Annotated in this window: 12 protein-coding genes; 8 read left to right on the top strand and 4 right to left on the bottom strand. The window is 72.2% G+C overall.

The genetic code is table 11. The features are described 5' to 3' along the window. The first annotated feature begins 382 nt into the window (after positions 1–382). The 7 genes from ABZ642_RS16850 to ABZ642_RS16820 all read left to right on the top strand — a co-directional run bounded on the left by ABZ642_RS16850 (position 383) and on the right by ABZ642_RS16820 (position 11,367). The gene (locus ABZ642_RS16850; RefSeq protein WP_360484336.1) at positions 383–1,744 is read left to right on the top strand and encodes a hypothetical protein; all 1,362 of its coding nucleotides are present in this window, start codon (positions 383–385) and stop codon (positions 1,742–1,744) included. A 29-nt stretch (positions 1,745–1,773) separates the two neighbouring features. Further along, positions 1,774–2,799, top strand: a complete 1,026-nt coding sequence (locus tag ABZ642_RS16845; RefSeq protein WP_360484333.1) for a glutamate ABC transporter substrate-binding protein — start codon at positions 1,774–1,776, stop codon at positions 2,797–2,799. Between the two features lie 46 nt (positions 2,800–2,845). Further along, entirely contained in the window at positions 2,846–4,180 is a 1,335-nt protein-coding gene (locus ABZ642_RS16840) for a hypothetical protein (RefSeq protein ID WP_360483705.1), read from the top strand. A gap of 19 nt (positions 4,181–4,199) precedes the next feature. Then, the gene (locus ABZ642_RS16835) at positions 4,200–6,770 is read left to right on the top strand and encodes a tetratricopeptide repeat protein (RefSeq protein ID WP_360483702.1); all 2,571 of its coding nucleotides are present in this window, start codon (positions 4,200–4,202) and stop codon (positions 6,768–6,770) included. A 3-nt stretch (positions 6,771–6,773) separates the two neighbouring features. Further along, positions 6,774–8,147, top strand: a complete 1,374-nt coding sequence (locus tag ABZ642_RS16830) for a PP2C family serine/threonine-protein phosphatase (RefSeq protein WP_360483699.1) — start codon at positions 6,774–6,776, stop codon at positions 8,145–8,147. Positions 8,148–8,286: 139 nt separating this feature from the next. After that, a complete protein-coding gene (locus ABZ642_RS16825) occupies positions 8,287–9,663 on the top strand; it encodes a VWA domain-containing protein (RefSeq protein ID WP_360483696.1) in 1,377 nt (458 codons plus the stop codon). A 66-nt stretch (positions 9,664–9,729) separates the two neighbouring features. After that, positions 9,730–11,367: an FHA domain-containing protein gene (locus tag ABZ642_RS16820; protein ID WP_360483693.1), complete on the top strand. Its 1,638-nt coding sequence runs from the start codon at positions 9,730–9,732 to the stop codon at positions 11,365–11,367. A 99-nt stretch (positions 11,368–11,466) separates the two neighbouring features. Here ABZ642_RS16820 and ABZ642_RS16815 read toward each other — a convergent pair whose 3' ends face one another. Beyond that, positions 11,467–12,450, bottom strand: coding sequence for a methyltransferase domain-containing protein (locus tag ABZ642_RS16815; protein ID WP_360483691.1), 984 nt, complete (start codon positions 12,448–12,450; stop codon positions 11,467–11,469). A 79-nt stretch (positions 12,451–12,529) separates the two neighbouring features. On the opposite strand from ABZ642_RS16815, the gene ABZ642_RS16810 reads away from it, so the two are divergent. Further along, on the top strand, positions 12,530–12,934 hold the full coding sequence (locus ABZ642_RS16810) for a globin (RefSeq protein ID WP_351735218.1): 405 nt from the start codon (positions 12,530–12,532) through the stop codon (positions 12,932–12,934). 25 nt (positions 12,935–12,959) lie between these two features. Here the strand turns inward: ABZ642_RS16810 and ABZ642_RS16805 are convergent, their stop codons facing one another. The 3 genes from ABZ642_RS16805 to ettA are packed head-to-tail and all read right to left on the bottom strand — an operon-like array spanning position 12,960 to position 15,704. Next, complete coding sequence (locus ABZ642_RS16805) at positions 12,960–13,628, bottom strand: hypothetical protein (RefSeq protein ID WP_360483688.1); 669 nt, start codon at positions 13,626–13,628, stop codon at positions 12,960–12,962. Further along, on the bottom strand, positions 13,625–14,035 hold the full coding sequence (locus tag ABZ642_RS16800; protein WP_360483685.1) for a thioesterase family protein: 411 nt from the start codon (positions 14,033–14,035) through the stop codon (positions 13,625–13,627). The genes ABZ642_RS16805 and ABZ642_RS16800 overlap by 4 nt, the downstream gene beginning before the upstream one ends. A gap of 4 nt (positions 14,036–14,039) precedes the next feature. Further along, positions 14,040–15,704 carry an energy-dependent translational throttle protein EttA gene (gene ettA / locus ABZ642_RS16795; RefSeq protein ID WP_360483682.1) on the bottom strand — a complete coding sequence of 555 codons (1,665 nt, stop codon included), beginning with the start codon at positions 15,702–15,704 and terminating at the stop codon, positions 14,040–14,042. Between the last annotated feature and the right edge of the window lie 665 nt (positions 15,705–16,369).

The raw sequence follows: 16,369 nt of genomic DNA, 5'->3' as shown, positions 1-16,369 counted from the left end.
CGGCGTTTGCCGGATGCCGCCCGCGCCCACCCGTGCCGCCTGGGGTCCCCCAGGCCTTTCGGGCTCTGTGGGGAGGCACGACTGCCCGCAGCTGGACGGATACGGCTGGGGCAGCGTCCCTTCAGGGGCGCTGGGAACTGCGCGACCGGCCCCCAACGGCCCGCGCCCCGAACACCACCGGTTCACCCCTCCGGAACCGAACCGATTCCCCCGGCGTATTCATGGGCAGGGGTTCCGCTGCGATCGGATCAAGATCCCGTGACGGCCGGTGCCGAATGTCAGTCCGGGCGGCGATACTGGGCGGCGACCGGATGACCATGGGGGAGGTCAAGTGACACACCCGCCGACGAAGAGCGCGGCACCGCCAGGCGCAGGCACCGTCCTGCCCGCACAGCGGGCCGGCTCCCCCGCGCCCGAGGCAACGCCCCCGCGCCGCAGCGCCTTCGCGGAGGGCGTCGAGCAGGTGCGCGCCGCCGCCACCACCGAGCCCGGCCGGCTCCGGCTCATCGGCGCCGTCCTGGCCGTCCTGATCGTCGCCTTCGGTGCCGTCACCGCCTGGCAGATGACCGACCGCGCGGCCGCCGCCGACGACGTGCTGCACCGCAGCCAGCCGCTCAGCTCGGGCGCGGCCGACATCTACCGTTCGCTGGCGGACGCCAACACGGCCGCCTCCAGCGGCTTCCTGGCGGGCGGTCAGGAGACCGCGGCCTCCCACGCGCGGTACGAGAAGGACATCCGGACGGCCGCCGCCAAGCTCGTCACCGCGGCCGCCAACTCCGAGCCCGGCTCCCCCTCCGAGGCGGCCGTGGCGAAGCTGAACAAGCTGCTCCCGGAGTACAAGGGGCTCGTCGAGCGGGCCAGCGTCTACAACCGGCAGGGCTACCCGGTCGGCGGCGCCTACCTGCGGTACGCGAACGACAAGATGCAGAAGGAGATGCTCCCGGCGGCGGAGGATCTCTACACCAAGGAGAACGCGCGGCTGTCGTCCGACTACGCGGACGCGACGCCGTACCCGTGGGCGGCGATCGTCCTCGGCCTGCTCGCCCTCGCCGGGCTCGCCTGGGCCCAGCTGCGCCACTACCGCCGTACCAACCGTGTGCTCAACCACGGCCTGGTCGCGGCCTCCGCGGCCACCGTCGTCACGCTGCTGTGGCTGGTCGTCGGCCACACCTTCGCCCGCGCCGGACTGGACGGCTCGTACGACCACGGCGTCCGCTCGCTGAACGTGCTGCACGACGCCCGGATCGCCTCCCTGAAGGCCCGGGGGAACGAGAACCTCAGCCTGGTCGCGCGGGGCGCGGAGACGGTCACGGTCGACGGTGAGACCTACGACGCCTACTACTACGACTTCGACCAGGACATGGCCGCCCTCGGCAAGGGCCTCACCCAGGCCGCGGCGCTCGCGGACGACTCGGCGGGCAGCAAGCCCGTGCAGGCGGCCGAGGGGAACATGAAGGTGTGGAAGGAGCGGCACGCCGACGCCCGCACCGAGGACGAGAACGGCGACTACCAGGCGGCGCTGGACAAGGTGATAGGCGCCAAGGGCGCGACCGCCGAGTGCTTCGACAGCGTCGACACGAACCTGAAGAATGCTCTGGCCCACGAGGAGACCGAGTTCCAGGAGCGGGCCACCGACGGGCGGGACGCGATGTCCGGACTGCCGATCGGTGCCGCCATGCTGGGTGTGGCGGCGGCGTCGGGCGCGCTGTTCGGTATCGGGCGCAGGCTTTCGGAGTACCGGTGAGAGGGGGCGTGGCGGTGTACGCGCAGAGGATGCGGGCCTCCCTGCGGGGCTGGGGCGGAGTGGGCGCGATGGCGGTCGGCTGCGCTCTGGCGTTGGCGTTCGTCCTGCTGCTGCCCCTCACTCAGTCCGCCGGGGGGAGCGAGACGGACGCGGGGCTCGGCGGTCCGGGGCTGGCCACGGCCGGCCCGGCGAGGGCCGACAGCTGTGTCGACTCCCAGGCGCAGAACGAGACCTGGTCGCCGTCGAGCGCGGACGGCACGACGATCGACGCCATCAAGGCCCGTACCGGCGCCAAACGGAAGCTGATCGTCGGCATCGACCAGAACAGCTACCGCTGGGGCTACCGCAACCCGAACAACTCGGGTGCGGAGCTGGAGGGTTTCGACATCGACCTGGTGCACCGGATCGCCCAGGACATCCTCGGCGACCCCGACGCGGTGCAGTTCAAGGCGATTCCGACCAGCCAGCGGATACCGGCGATCCAGGACGGCCGGGTCGACATGGTCGTCCGCACCATGACCATCAACTGCGACCGGCTGAAGGACGTGGCGTTCTCCGCGCCGTACTTCAAGACCGGCCAGCAGGTGCTCGCGCCCAAGTCGTCGCCGATCACCGGCTACAACGGCACGCTCGCGCACAAGAGGATCTGCACGGCGGCCGGTTCGACCGCGTACGCCAAGCTGGACGCGGACCGGAAGTCCGGGAAGCTGGCCGCCTCGGCCGACATCTCCACCACCGTGCCCAACCAACTCGACTGTCTGGTACGGCTGCAGCTCGGTGAGGTGGACGCGGTGGTCACCGACGGCGCGCTGGCCGCCAGCCAGGCCGCGCAGGACCCGACGGTCGAGCTGAAGGGCGCCGCCTTCACGACCGAGTACTACGGCGTGGCGATGAAACAGGGTGCGACCGATCTGGTACGCCGGGTCAATCAGATCCTGGTCGGCTACCGGGCCGACGGCTGGCAGGCGTCGTACGACAAGTGGCTGTCGGCGACACTGGGAGCGGACTCGGCGGCGTCGAAACCGTCGGCGCCGCAGTACCTGCGCACAAGCTGACCCGCATCCGCAGGGCCGGTCCCGACAAGCAAGCGAGAGGTGATCGATGGGCGTCACGGACCCCGCCGGGCCGGTGATGGACCGGGACGAGGTGGACCGTGCGCTGGCGCGGCTCGGCGCGGAGCACGAGGCGATCGAGACCTCGCTGCTCGCCCTGCAGGACCACGCGGGCCGCAGGCTCCTGGAGGGCGCCGAGCTCACCGGGACCACCCGGGACCGGTGGACGTCCGCCGACGCCTCGATCACCCTGCTGTGGGCGTACTTCGACGCCTACACGGACACCCTGCGCTCGGCCCGGGAGATCCGGGCCAGGCGCCGCTGGTCCAGCCGTGAGGACCTGGTGGAGCTGACCGAGCTGCTGCGTGGCGAGTCGGTGACGGTGGCGGGCAGCGCCACCGCGACGGCGAACGCGCCGACGCTGCTGTCCGCGGCCGGCCGGCTCAGCGAGCGCTTCTCGCTGGTGACCCTGGTCGACCGGATGAACGAGCTGTACGCGACCTCGCTGGACATGGTCGTCACCGCCGACGCGGTGTGGTCGGCGCTGCCCGCGCGGATCGATTTACTCGCCGCCGAACTGCAGCGCACCCGCAAGCTGGCGCACTCCGTCGGGGTGCGCCCGGGCGAACACCCGGCGGGCGACGACCTGGAGCGGATCACCCGCATACTGACGAAGCTGCGCGAGGACGTCGTGTCGGACCCGCTGGGCTTCTGGGTTCCGGCGCAGGGGAGTTCGGCGCCGGGCGGCGGCCGGCCGGACACCACGGTGTACGACCGGGAGGCGCGGGCGCTGGAGGAGGTACGGCGGGAGATCGACGCCGTGCTGACGGTCCGGCAGGACGCGGAGGCCCGGCTGATCAAGCTGCGGGACGTGCTCTCCCGGGCGGACCGTACCCTCGCCGAGGCGCGCACCGCGCGCGGTGAGGTGCTGGCGAAGATCGCGGCGACCGAGGTGCCGGTGGTCAGCGGCCCGCCGACCGCGCTGCAGGAACAGCTGGCGACGGCCGCCGAGTACCGCAGAATGGCCCAGTGGCACCGGCTGTCACCGCTCCTGGAGTCCCTGGAGCAGAAGGCGGAGGACGAACTGCTGCGCGCCCGTGAGTCGTTGACGGCGGTCACCGCGCCGCTGGCGGTACGCGCGGAGCTGCGCGGCCGGCTGGACGCCTACAAGGCGAAGGTGGCCCGCCACGGCCTGGCGGAGGACCCGTTCCTGATCGAGCGGTACGACGCGGCCCGGCGGATGCTGTGGAGCGCGCCCTGCGACCTGCGGGTCGCGGAGCAGGCGGTGCTGCGCTATCAGCAGGCGGCGGCCGAGGCGCTGGGCGCGCCGCGGGTGCCGCAGCAGAGTGGTCCCGAGGACCGGAGGGGCCCGGAGCGTGAGTGACAAGGGGGTTGCGGCGGCGATGAGTCAGGCGGGACAGACGTGCCAGCGGCCGGACTGCGAGGGAACGTACGAGGACGTCGGCGGCGGTGAGCTGTACTGCGACACCTGCGGTCTGGCCCCGGTCGTCTCGGCCGGGGGTCTCCCCTCCGGGGGAGGGATGGTCGGTTCGCCGCCCACCGGGATCACGGCCGGCGGCCGGTCCTCGGCGAGCGGCGGGAGTTCGCGCTCCAGCAGCCGCAGTTCGCGTACGTCGTCACAGTCGTCGAAGTCCCGGCGCTCGGTCTCCGGGCGGCTCTCGCGGTCCCTGTCGGGCAAGTCGACGGGCCGTTCGGTGTCGGTGCGCAGCTCCGGTTCGTCGACGAGCGGGTCGGCGCGCAGCCGGCTGGGCGCGGGGCTGGTCACGGTCCCGCAGGTGCCGAAGCCTGACCCGCGCGAGATGGTCCTCGAGAACCCGGAGGTGCCCGAGCGGAAGCGGTTCTGCTCGCGCTCGGACTGCGGGGCGCCGGTCGGGCGGGCCCGCGGTGACATCCCGGGCCGGACCGAGGGGTTCTGCACCAAGTGCGGCAACCCGTACTCGTTCGTGCCCAAGCTGAAGGCCGGGGACGTCGTGCACGGCCAGTACGAGGTCGTGGGCTGTATCGCGCACGGTGGCCTGGGCTGGATCTACCTGGCCGTGGACCGCGCGGTGTCCGACCGCTGGGTGGTGCTCAAGGGCCTGCTGGACACCGGCGACCAGGACGCGATGGCCGCCGCCATCTCCGAGCGGCGGTTCCTCGCGGAGATCGAGCACGCCAACATCGTGCGGATCTACAACTTCGTGGAGCATCTGGACCAGCGCACCGGCTCGCTCGACGGCTACATCGTCATGGAGTACGTCGGCGGCAAGTCCCTCAAGGAGATCGCCAACGACCGGCGTACCCCGGAGGGCCGCCGCGACCCGCTGCCGGTGGAGCAGGCCTGCGCCTACGGAATCGAGGCACTCGAAGCCCTCGGCCATCTGCACAGCCGCAACCTGCTGTACTGCGACTTCAAGGTCGACAACGCCATCCAGTCCGAGGACCAGCTCAAGCTGATCGACATGGGCGCGGTGCGCCGCATGGACGACGACGAGTCGGCGATCTACGGCACGGTCGGCTACCAGGCCCCGGAGGTCGCCGAGGTCGGCCCGTCGGTCGCCTCCGACCTGTACACGGTCGGCCGCACCCTCGCGGTCCTCACCTTCGACTTCCAGGGCTACACGACCGTCTTCGTGGACTCGCTGCCCGACCCGGACAACATCGAGGTGTTCCGGCAGTACGAGTCCTTCTACCGGCTGCTGGTCCGGGCCACCGATCCCGACCCGGCCCGCCGCTTCGCCTCCGCGCAGGAGATGGCCGAGCAGCTGACGGGGGTGCTGCGCGAGGTCGTGTCGGTGCAGACCGGCAAGGCCCGGCCCGCGCTGTCGACGCTGTTCGGGCCCGAGGTGAAGGTCACGGACACGGAGCTGTTCCCGAAGCTGGCCGGGGACGTGTCCCGGCTGGGGGCGCGGGCGGTGGCCTCCAGAACGCTCGCCCTGGAGCCACCGGGAGCGGCCGGGACCCCGGCCGGCGACGGCCGCCCGGCGGGCGCCCCGGCCGGCGGGCGGGCCCCGGTCTCCCCCGCCCTGGTGCGGCCCGTCCCCACCCCGGCCGCCGCGCTCGCCCTGCCGGTCCCGACGGTCGACCCGAGCGACCCGAACGCCGGATTCCTGGCGGGACTCACGACCTCGGGGGCGGGCGAGGTCAGCCTGCTCAGCGCACTGGCCTCGGCACCGACGCAGACGGTCGAGACCCGGTTGCGCCAGATCCGCGCCCGGCTGGAGAACGGCGACTTCGAGGCCGCGCTGGTGACCCTCGGCGAGCTGGAGGACGAGCAGCCCGACGACTGGCGGGTGGTCTGGTACCGGGGCGTGACCGCCCTGGTCACCGGGGACTTCGAGGGCGCGGCACTGTCCTTCGACGCGATCTACGACGCCTTCCCCGGCGAGACCACGCCCAAGCTGGCGCTCGGCCTGTGCGCGGAGGTGCTCGGCCAGCTGGACAACGCGGCCGAGTACTACCGGCTGGTGTGGGCGACCGACCCGAGCTTCGTCAGTTCCGCCTTCGGTCTGGCCCGGGTACAGCTGGCGGCCGGGGACCGGCGCGGTGCGGTGCGTACCCTGGAATCGGTGCCGGAGGCGTCGATCCACTACACGGCGGCCCGGGTGGCGGCCGTACGGGCGCGGCTGCGGCACCGGACCGCGACGCCCGACGACACGCCGTTCCTGGACGATCTGACGGCCGCCGCCGGGCAGATCGAGGCGCTGGACGCGTACGGTCTGGATCCGGCACGGCGCGAGCAGTTGTCGGCGGAAGTCCTCGGCTGCGCGCTGGACTGGATACTCTCCGGAGGCCAGGACTCCCAGCCCGTCGTCGGCGGCCGGGTGCTGCTCGGCAGCGGTCTGGACGAGCGGGGCCTCCGCTTCGGCCTGGAGCGCTCGTACCGCACGCTGGCCAGACTGGCGACCGGCGGTGAGGAGAGGATCGACCTGGTGGAACGGGCCAACCGTTACCGCCCCCGGACGTGGGTGTAGTTGATGTCGCAGATGCCCCAGCAGGCCGCACCGGCGAAGTGCCCGAGCTGCGCGGAGCCGCTCGAATCGGGTGACCTGTTCTGCGGTGCGTGCGGGTACGACCTGTCGGCCGTGCCCGCCGCGCCGCAGGACCACCCGACCCTCACCATGGGCGCCTCCGGCGTGGCGTGGCCACCACCCGAGCCGGACAGCCCCGGCCCGCCGTCGGCTGCGCATCTGCCGACGGACCTGCCCGGCACGGACTCGGGCGGCAAGCCGCTGCCGGGCTCGCCGGCGCACGACTCGCCGGGTTCACCGCCGCCCGGTTCGCCGGTGTCGCCGGCCTCCGGGGTGCGGTTCGACCGGCCGCCGGAGCCCGACGAGGACTACGCGCTGCAGGCACCGGACCCGCGGGTCGCCGCCTCCGCCGCGGAGAACGCCGAGACCACCGAGACCACCGAGAGCGCCGAGACCACGGAGCTGCCGAAGGTGTGCGTGGCCTGTCGGGCGGGCCGGGTCGACGACGACGGCTACTGCGAGAACTGCGGGCACGCCCAGCCGCGCGAGCGCGACCACATGGAGCAGGAGGTGGGCCCGGTGGCCGCCGTCAGCGACCGCGGGCTGCGCCACCACCGCAACGAGGACGCGTTCACCGTCGGCCACACCGTGCTGCCCGACGGCACCCCGGCGATGCTCGCGGTGGTCTGCGACGGCGTCTCCTCGGCGACCCGCCCTGACGAGGCCTCGCTGGCCGCCTCCCGGGCCGCGAGCGAGGCGCTGCTGACCGCGCTGCCGCAGGGCACGCATCCGCAAGCGGCGATGCACGAGGCGATCGTCATCGCTTCCCAGGCCGTCAACGCCCTCGCCGAGGAGCCTCCGACGGCCCGCGAGCACAGCCCGCACCAGAACGCCCCGGCGTGCACGATCGTCGCCTCGATCGTCACCGCGGGCCTGCTGGTGGTCGGCTGGGTCGGCGACAGCCGCGCCTACTGGGTGCCGGTGGACCGCGGCGCACCGCCGGCCCGGCTCACCGAGGACGACTCCTGGGCGGCGCAGATGGTGGCCGCCGGACTGATGAGCGAGGCCGAGGCGTACGCCGACGAACGGGCCCACGCCATCACCGGCTGGCTCGGCGCGGACGCCTACGAACTGGAGCCGCACACCGCTTCCTTCAAGCCGGACCGGCCTGGTGTGGTGGTGGTGTGCACGGACGGCCTGTGGAACTACGCGGAGTCGGCCGAGGAGATGTCCGAGGTCGTCCCCGTCGACGCGGCCCTGCGGCCGCTGCACGCGGCCCGGGTCCTGGTCGGCCACGCCCTGGACGGCGGGGGCCACGACAACGTAACAGTGGCTCTGCTCCCGTTCCCGGCGCCGCCGCAGGGGGCAGGATCCGCCTGAGGCCGCGCAAAACGGCCGTAAACGGGGGACCAGGAGCGGGGCACGGGGCAGCACAGGGAAACACCGGCGGACCGGAGGGGACCGGTCCGTACACCGTCAGCACCCACCACGCGTGGGGTGGAGGGGGACCAGAACAGTCATGGCCAATTTCTCGAAGTCGAACGTGCCGCAGTTCTCGGTGGACGTCTACCAGAACGAGTACCTGCCGGACGGCGGCCGCGAGGTCAACGCGATCGTCACGGTGACGTCGACCGGCGGCGGCACCGTCGGGAGCGTGGTCGGGACGTCGTACGCACCCGGGCAGGGGCCGGCCGCCGGGGTGGCGATCATGGTCGACTGCTCGGGCTCGATGGACTATCCGCCGACCAAGATGCGCAACGCCCGGGACGCCACCGCGGCCGCGATCGACACCCTGCGCGACGGCACCCACTTCGCGGTGATCGGCGGCACGCACGTCGCCAAGGAGGTCTACCCGGGCGGCGGCCGGCTCGCGGTGGCCGACCGCACCACCCGGGACCAGGCCAAGCAGGCGCTGCGCAGGCTGAGCGCGGGCGGCGGTACGGCGATCGGGACCTGGCTGCGGCTGGCCGACCGGCTGCTGTCCTCGGCGGACGTCGCGATCCGGCACGGCATCCTGCTCACCGACGGGCGCAACGAGCACGAGTCGCCGGAGGACCTCAGGGCCGCCCTGGACTCCTGCGCCGGACGGTTCACCTGTGACGCCCGCGGGGTGGGCACCGACTGGGAAGTGAAAGAAGTCACAGGGATAGCCTCCGCGCTCCTCGGCACCGCCGACATCGTCGCCGACCCCACGAATCTCGCCGCCGACTTCACGCGGATGATGGAGACGGCGATGGGCAAGGAGGTCGCGGACGTCGCGCTGCGGCTGTGGACCCCGGTCGGCACGACCATCAAGTTCGTCAAGCAAGTGGCGCCCAGGGTCGAGGAGTTGACCGGCCGCCGCACCGAGGCCGGGCCGCGCGCCGGGGACTATCCGACCGGCTCCTGGGGCGACGAGTCCCGGGACTACCACGTCTGTGTGGAGGTCCCCACGGCCGGCCTCGGCCAGGAAATGCTCGCCGCCCGGGTGTCGTTGGTGATCCCGCAGTCCGGGGGCACCTCCCGCTCGAGCGCGGCCGAGAGCGGGGGAGGCGGCGTCCAGAACCTGGGCGCGCAGGGGCTGATCAGGGCGGTGTGGACGGACGACATGGTCGCCTCGACCTCCATCAACCCCCAGGTCGCCCACTACACCGGCCAGGCCGAACTGGCACAAGCCATCCAACAAGGGCTGGATCTTCGCAAAGCGGGCGATATGGATGGAGCAACGGCCAAACTGGGCCGGGCCGTTCAGCTCGCCAGCGCCTCCGGGAACGCGGATACTGCGAAACTGCTTGCGAAGGTGGTGGACGTGGTCGACGCCGCGACAGGTACTGTGCGATTGAAAGCGAAGGTTGCGGAGGCCGACGAGATGACTCTCGAAACACGGTCCACAAAGACTGTTCGTGTAAAGAAGTGACCTGGCAGCACACGCAGGACACCGAGACAGGCTCAGGACGAACCTGACAGAGAGGGAACCACCGACATGCCGACCTGCCCGAACGGACACCAGTCGGGTTCCGACGACTGGTGCGAGGTGTGCGGTCACCGCATGGCCGGTGCCGTACCCCCGCCTCCGCCGCCGACCGCCGGCGGCTACGGTTTCCCGCCGCCCGCGCCCGGCGCCCCGGCCGGCGGCCGGCATCTGTCGGCCGTGCCGAACGCGCACGAGCCGGAGCTGTGCCCGCAGTGCCGTACGCCCCGGGAGGGCGGTGCGCCGTTCTGCGAGGAGTGCCGCTGGAACTTCCTGACCAACACGGCCACCTCGTACACCCCGGCCGCCCCGCGCCCGCCCGCGGGCGGCGGCCCGGCCGCGCCGACCTTCCGGCCGCCCACCCCGCCGTCCTACGGCGGCAACACCGACTCGTACGAGTACCAGGGCTCGCGTCCCTCCCAGATGAACCGTCCGGCCGAGCCGATCCCCTCCTTCGGCAGCGAGCCCTCGGGCCCGACGCCGTTCGCGAACGAGCGCGGCGGCGGCCCGTCGGGTCCGCCGGCCCCTCCGGCCTTCGGCGGCGAGCGCGGCCAGTCCGGCCCGCCCGCCTTCGGCAACGACCGCGGCCAGTCCGGGCCTTCGGGCTTCGGTGGCGACCGCGGCCAGTCCGGACCCCCGGCCTTCGGTGGCGACCCCGCCGCCCCGCCCGCTCCCCCGGCCTTCGGTGGCGACCGGAGCCCTTCCGGCCCGCCCGCCTTCGGCAACGACCGCGGCCAGTCCGGGCCTTCGGGCTTCGGTGGCGACCGCGGCCAGTCCGGGCCGCCGCCCTTCGGTGGTGAGCGTGGTCCTTCGGCCCCGCCCCCGTCGTTCGGTGGAGCTCCGGGCCAGAACGCCGGCGGCCCGTCCGCCTTCGGCAGCGCCCCCGGCGCCGGCCCGGCCTCCGGGCCGTTCACCCGCGACCCCTCCGGTGGCCCGGCCGCCGGTCCCTTCGGTGGCGGGGACCCGTCCCGGCCGCCGGTTCCGCCGCCGCCCGGCGGTGGCGCTCCCGGGGCCTTCCAGCAGTCGGCTCCGCCCGCGCCGGCCGGCTTCCCGCAGGAGACCGGCAGGCCCCCGGCCGGCGGCCCGGCCTTCGGCGGCGCCGACGACGACTGGGTGATCTCCCCGCCGGCGGCCGGCCCCGGCGCGCCCCCCGCCCCCGCCCCGGGCGCCCGTCCCGGCGGCTACGGCTACCCGCAGCCCGGTGCCCCGGCCGGTCCCGGCTTCCCGCAGGCCCCCCAGGGACCGGCGACCTGGACGGCGACGATCGGCCCGGACCGCGACTACTTCATGGCGATGATGCAGCGCTCGGGCCCGGAGGCGGCCGGCCTCAACCTGCCCGCGTACTCCCCCGAGCAGCAGCGCACGCTCGCCGGCAACCAGGTGACCATCGGCCGCCGCCGGCACTCCACCGGTGACACCCCCGACATCGACCTGTCGGTGCCACCGGAGGACCCGGGCGTCTCGCACCAGCACGCGGTCCTGGTCCAGCAGCCGGACGGCAGCTGGGCGGTCGTCGACCAGAACTCGACGAACGGCACGACGGTGAACGGCGGCGAGGAGCCGATCCAGCCGTTCGTCCCGGTGCCGTTGCAGGACGGGGACCGGGTGCACGTGGGCGCCTGGACGACGATCACTGTGCGACGGGGCTGAGCGGTAGCGCCCCGTCAGGGGCGCGGGGCCGTATGGATGTGCGGCTGCCGCCGCGTGGGCGCGACCGGCTCTCACCGGCCCGCGGCCGAGGACCGATGCTCACACCGGGAGAGGCCAGACCCACGGCCCCTCCCGGTCGTCCAGCCACACCCACTCCCCGTCTTCCGCCACCGTGACCCCGTACCGCTCCCGCCCGGGCATCCCCGCCCGTTCCCACACGTCATGGGCGTCCCGAGGACCGAGCACCCCCTGAGTCAGCTCCATCAGGAACTGGAACAGCTCGTTCTCAAGGGCCCGGGACGGCACCCCGCGCACATCCCCGGCGCCGGCCCGCTCCACCCCGCGCAGCGGCACGAAGAACGCCGCCGACGGCAGGAACCGGCCCTCGGCGCACCCTTCGCCCCGCACGGTCAGGGCCAGCAGCCCGGTGGCGACCGGCGCGAGAATCCGCGCGCCCGCCGCGCACTGCGCGACCCACGCCCGCGGCACGCTCGGCAGCGCGCAGGTCGCGATGATCCGGTCGAACGGCGCGCGCTCGGGCACCCCTCGTGCCCCGTCCCCGGTGACGACGGCCGGCCGGTGCCCGGCCGCGGCCAGATGCAGCCGCGCCGACTCGGTGATCTCCGGATCGACATCCACCGTGGTGACGAGATCGTCGTCGCCGAGCCGATGGGCCAGCAGCGCCGCGTTGTACCCGGTCCCGGCGCCGATCTCCAGCACCCGGTCGCCGTCGGCCACCCGCAGCTCGACCAGCATCCGCGCCATCAACGAGGGCTGGCTGCTGGACGACAGCAGCTCGCCGTCGCGCAGCCGGGTGGCCAGCGGAACGTCCTCGTAGGCACCCCGCACCCAGCGTTCCCGGGCCCCGGGATCGGTGCTCTCGCCCCACCGGCGCTCATAGCCGCGCGCCCCGGCGACGTAGTAGTACGGCACGAACAGATGCCGGGGCACGGCCTCGAAGGCCTCCCGCCACACCGGCTCCGCCGCCCAGACCCCCTCGGCGTCGATCTCCCGCAGCAGCTCGCCCCGTGCCACCGCGGCCAGCCCCTCGATGTCCAGGATCTCCGAGTCGTGGGCGCCCATGCGTCCACCCTAGAGCCCTACCTCCGCACCGGGTCCTAAGCCTCGGGTCCTCGGTCGCCGCGTCTGAGACCATGTAGGGGTGAGAGAGATTCGGCGCGGCACGCTGCAGGAGAAGACCTTCTACGAGCAGGTCGGCGGGGAGGAGACCTTCCGGCGGCTGGTCCACCGTTTCTACGAGGGTGTCGCCGGGGACCCGCTCCTCAAGCCGATGTACCCGGAGGAGGACCTGGGTCCGGCCGAGGAGCGGCTCACGCTGTTCCTCATCCAGTACTGGGGCGGTCCCACGACGTACAGCGACAACCGCGGCCACCCCCGGCTGCGGATGCGGCACGCCCCGTTCACCGTGGACCGGGCGGCGCACGACGCCTGGCTGCGGCACATGCGGGTGGCCGTGGACGAACTGGGCCTCTCCGAGGAGCACCGGGAGACCCTCTGGAACTACCTCACCTACGCGGCCGCCTCGATGGTGAACACCCCGGACTGACCCCCGGCCGACCGCGGGCGCCGGCTCAGCGGACGCTGACGTCCAGCGCTCCGAGTCCCGCCTGCCGTACGGCGATCGACCCGAACGGCGTGCGCAGCCGCAGCCACGCCCCCGCGGAGAGCAGCACGGCCTCGTCGGCCGGGCGCAGGAAGCGCAGCGACTGGGCCGCGTGCACGGCCCGTACCGGAAGGCGGGTGCCGCTCACGGTCCGGGACCAGATGTCCCGCCCGATCCGGTCGAGTTCGGCCCGGGTACGGCCCTCCGGCGCCAGCTCCGCCGTACGGGAGCGGAATTCATCCACCGCGGCCGCCACCGTGGCCTGCAGCGCCCGCGGCGCGGGCAGTCCGGGCTCGGGCAGCCAGCCACCGCGTGGCGGCAGGACGCCCGCCCACGGCGGCCCGGTGACCGCCCCCGGCACTCCGGCCGTGGCGGCCCGCTCGTCCACCGACTCCAGCAACTCCCCCGCGGAGACGGTCACATCGAGCGTGACGTCGAGACCCCGCTCGTACGGCTTGGCGAGCCGCACCGCGCGGATCGCCAGTACCTCGAAGGACGGCGGCCGCCCGAAGACGGCCAGCGCGGTGCCGACCGCCTGGAGGCGTACCGCGGCGGAACGGTCGTAGTGGAGCAGCCGGGAGAGGAAGGCCGCGAGATCCGCCGCCTCCCCGTCGTCGGCGAGGTGGAGCACCGTCATGCGGCGACGGCCTCCTCCTTGTCGTCCCGGTACTCCTCGAGGAAGTCCCGCTCGTCGGCGGTGATCCGGCGCGGCCGGCCCGTCTCGAAGTCGAAGGGCACGACCATCGTGGAGGCCCGTACGTAGATCAGGTCGTCGTCCTTCACCTCGTAGGTGATGGTGAAGGAGGCGGCCCGGATCTCGGTGATCCACAGCTCGATGTCGACCGGGTGGTGCCGGTGGACGAGCTGCCGTTTGTAGTCGATCTCGTGGCGGGCCACCACCGACCCCTGCTTGAAATCCTTTTCCGGCCGGAACAGGAAGTCGATGCGGGCTTCCTCCAGGTAGCGAATGAAGACCGCGTTGTTGACATGGCCGTAGGCGTCCATGTCGGACCAACGCAGGGGGCAGCGGTAGTGATGACGCAAGTGATCAGCCCCGGGTCAGCTTCTTGTAGGTGGCGCGGTGCGGACGCGCGGCGTCCGGCCCGAGCCGCTCGATCTTGTTCTTCTCGTACGACTCGAAGTTGCCCTCGAACCAGAACCACTTGGACTCGCCCTCGTAGGCGAGGATGTGGGTGGCGACCCGGTCCAGGAACCAGCGGTCGTGGGAGACGACCACGGCGCACCCGGGGAACTCCAGCAGGGCGTTCTCCAGGCTGCTGAGGGTCTCCACGTCGAGGTCGTTGGTCGGCTCGTCGAGGAGCAGCAGGTTGCCGCCCTGCTTCAGGGTGAGCGCGAGGTTGAGACGGTTGCGCTCACCGCCGGAGAGGACTGCGGTCGGCTTCTGCTGGTCCGGGCCCTTGAAGCCGAACGCGGACACATAGGCCCGGCTGGGCATCTCGACCTGGCCGACGTTGATGTAGTCGAGGCCGTCGGACACGACCTCCCACAGCGTCTTCTTCGGGTCGAGGTTGGCGCGGCTCTGGTCGACGTAGGAGATCTTGACGGTCTCGCCGACCTTGATGTCACCGGCGTCCGGCGTCTCCAGGCCCTGGATCATCTTGAAGAGCGTGGTCTTGCCGGCGCCGTTCGGGCCGATCACGCCGACGATGCCGTTGCGCGGCAGGGTGAAGCTCAGCCCGTCGACCAGGACCTTCTCACCGAAGGCCTTGTTGAGCTTGTCGACCTCCACGACCACGCTGCCCAGACGCGGGCCCGGCGGGATCTGGATCTCCTCGAAGTCCAGCTTCCGCATCTTGTCGGCCTCGGCCGCCATCTCCTCGTACCGCGCGAGACGGGCCTTGGACTTGGCCTGCCGCCCCTTGGCGTTGGAGCGCACCCACTCCAGCTCCTCCTTGAGGCGCTTCTGCCGCTTGGCGTCCTTCTGGCCCTCGACCTTGAGACGGGTCGCCTTGGTCTCCAGGTAGGTGGAGTAGTTGCCCTCGTAGGGGTAGGCGCGGCCGCGGTCCAGCTCGAGAATCCACTCGGCGACGTTGTCCAGGAAGTACCGGTCGTGGGTGATCGCGACCACGGTCCCCGCGTACTTGGCGAGGTGCTGCTCCAGCCAGTTCACCGACTCGGCGTCGAGGTGGTTGGTGGGCTCGTCGAGGAGCAGCAGGTCGGGGGCCTCCAGCAGCAGCTTGCACAGCGCCACGCGGCGCCGCTCACCACCGGAGAGGGTGGTGACGGGCCAGTCGCCGGGCGGGCACCCGAGCGCGTCCATGGCCTGCTCCAGCTGGGCGTCGAGGTCCCAGGCGTTGGCGTGGTCCAGCTCCTCCTGGAGCTTGCCCATCTCGTCGAGCAGCGCGTCCGAGTAGTCGGTCGCCATCAGCTCGGCGATCTCGTTGAACCGGTCGAGCTTGCCCTTGATCTCGGCGACACCCTCCTGCACGTTCTCCAGGACGGTCTTGTCCTCGGTGAGCGTGGGCTCCTGCATCAGGATGCCGACGCTGTAACCGGGCGAGATGAAGGCGTCGCCGTTGGACGGCTGCTCCAGACCCGCCATGATCTTCAGCACGGTCGACTTACCGGCGCCGTTCGGACCGACGACGCCGATCTTCGCCCCCGGCAGGAAGCTCAGGGTGACGTCGTCGAGGATCACCTTGTCGCCGTGCGCTTTGCGCGCCTTGCGCATGGTGTAAATGAACTCAGCCAAGAGAAACCGTCCGGCAGCTTGAATCTGGCAGTGGGCAGATACACCCCATCTTGCCGTACTGCTACCCCTAGACGGAAACCCGTATGGTCGAAGCCCCTGACCTGCGGCGGAGCGTTCAGGGCTCTCTCGGTACCCGTCGTCATCCGTCGTCTCTGGTCCTCGTTGGTCATCGTTTACCGGCCCACGACCGGCCCAGCGATCCGCTTGCTGACCTGCCTGTTCCTGGGACACGGATCCCCGTCCCGTGTCCGTCGTGCGGTCCCAGTGAGGTCCGGCCCGGGGGTCGATCCATCTTCAGTGCCGTCCGGCCTTCGGCACGTCGCATGGGCACAGCCAGAAGGAGCGGCCTGCATCCGCGCGCCAGCGCCATGCGGCTTGTCGCTTGTCTTGTCGCCGGATAGAACACGAACTACACCGGTCCGCAGATCTGCGAAACCGGCTCTGACCTGGGATGCGACAAGCGACAAGACAAGCGACAAGCGCGCCCAGCCGTGAGGCTCCCGAGTGCGCTCCCTGTCGCGGAAGAACAAGAAGGACCGCTCTACTGGGTAGTGGGGCGCACCCCCACTACCCAGTAGCGCCGCCCGGCAGCATCAGCCGCCTTGGCGCCGGCAACGGCCACCGGCCGCCGCTGGACGGTCTCCTCGATCTCCGTACACGGCCGC

Origin of the sequence: Streptomyces sp. NPDC007157, from assembly GCF_040634235.1 — a bacterium.
GTDB lineage: Bacteria > Actinomycetota > Actinomycetes > Streptomycetales > Streptomycetaceae > Streptomyces.
Note: the sequence above shows the minus strand (reverse complement) of the source record. Positions and strands in the feature narration are given on the sequence as shown.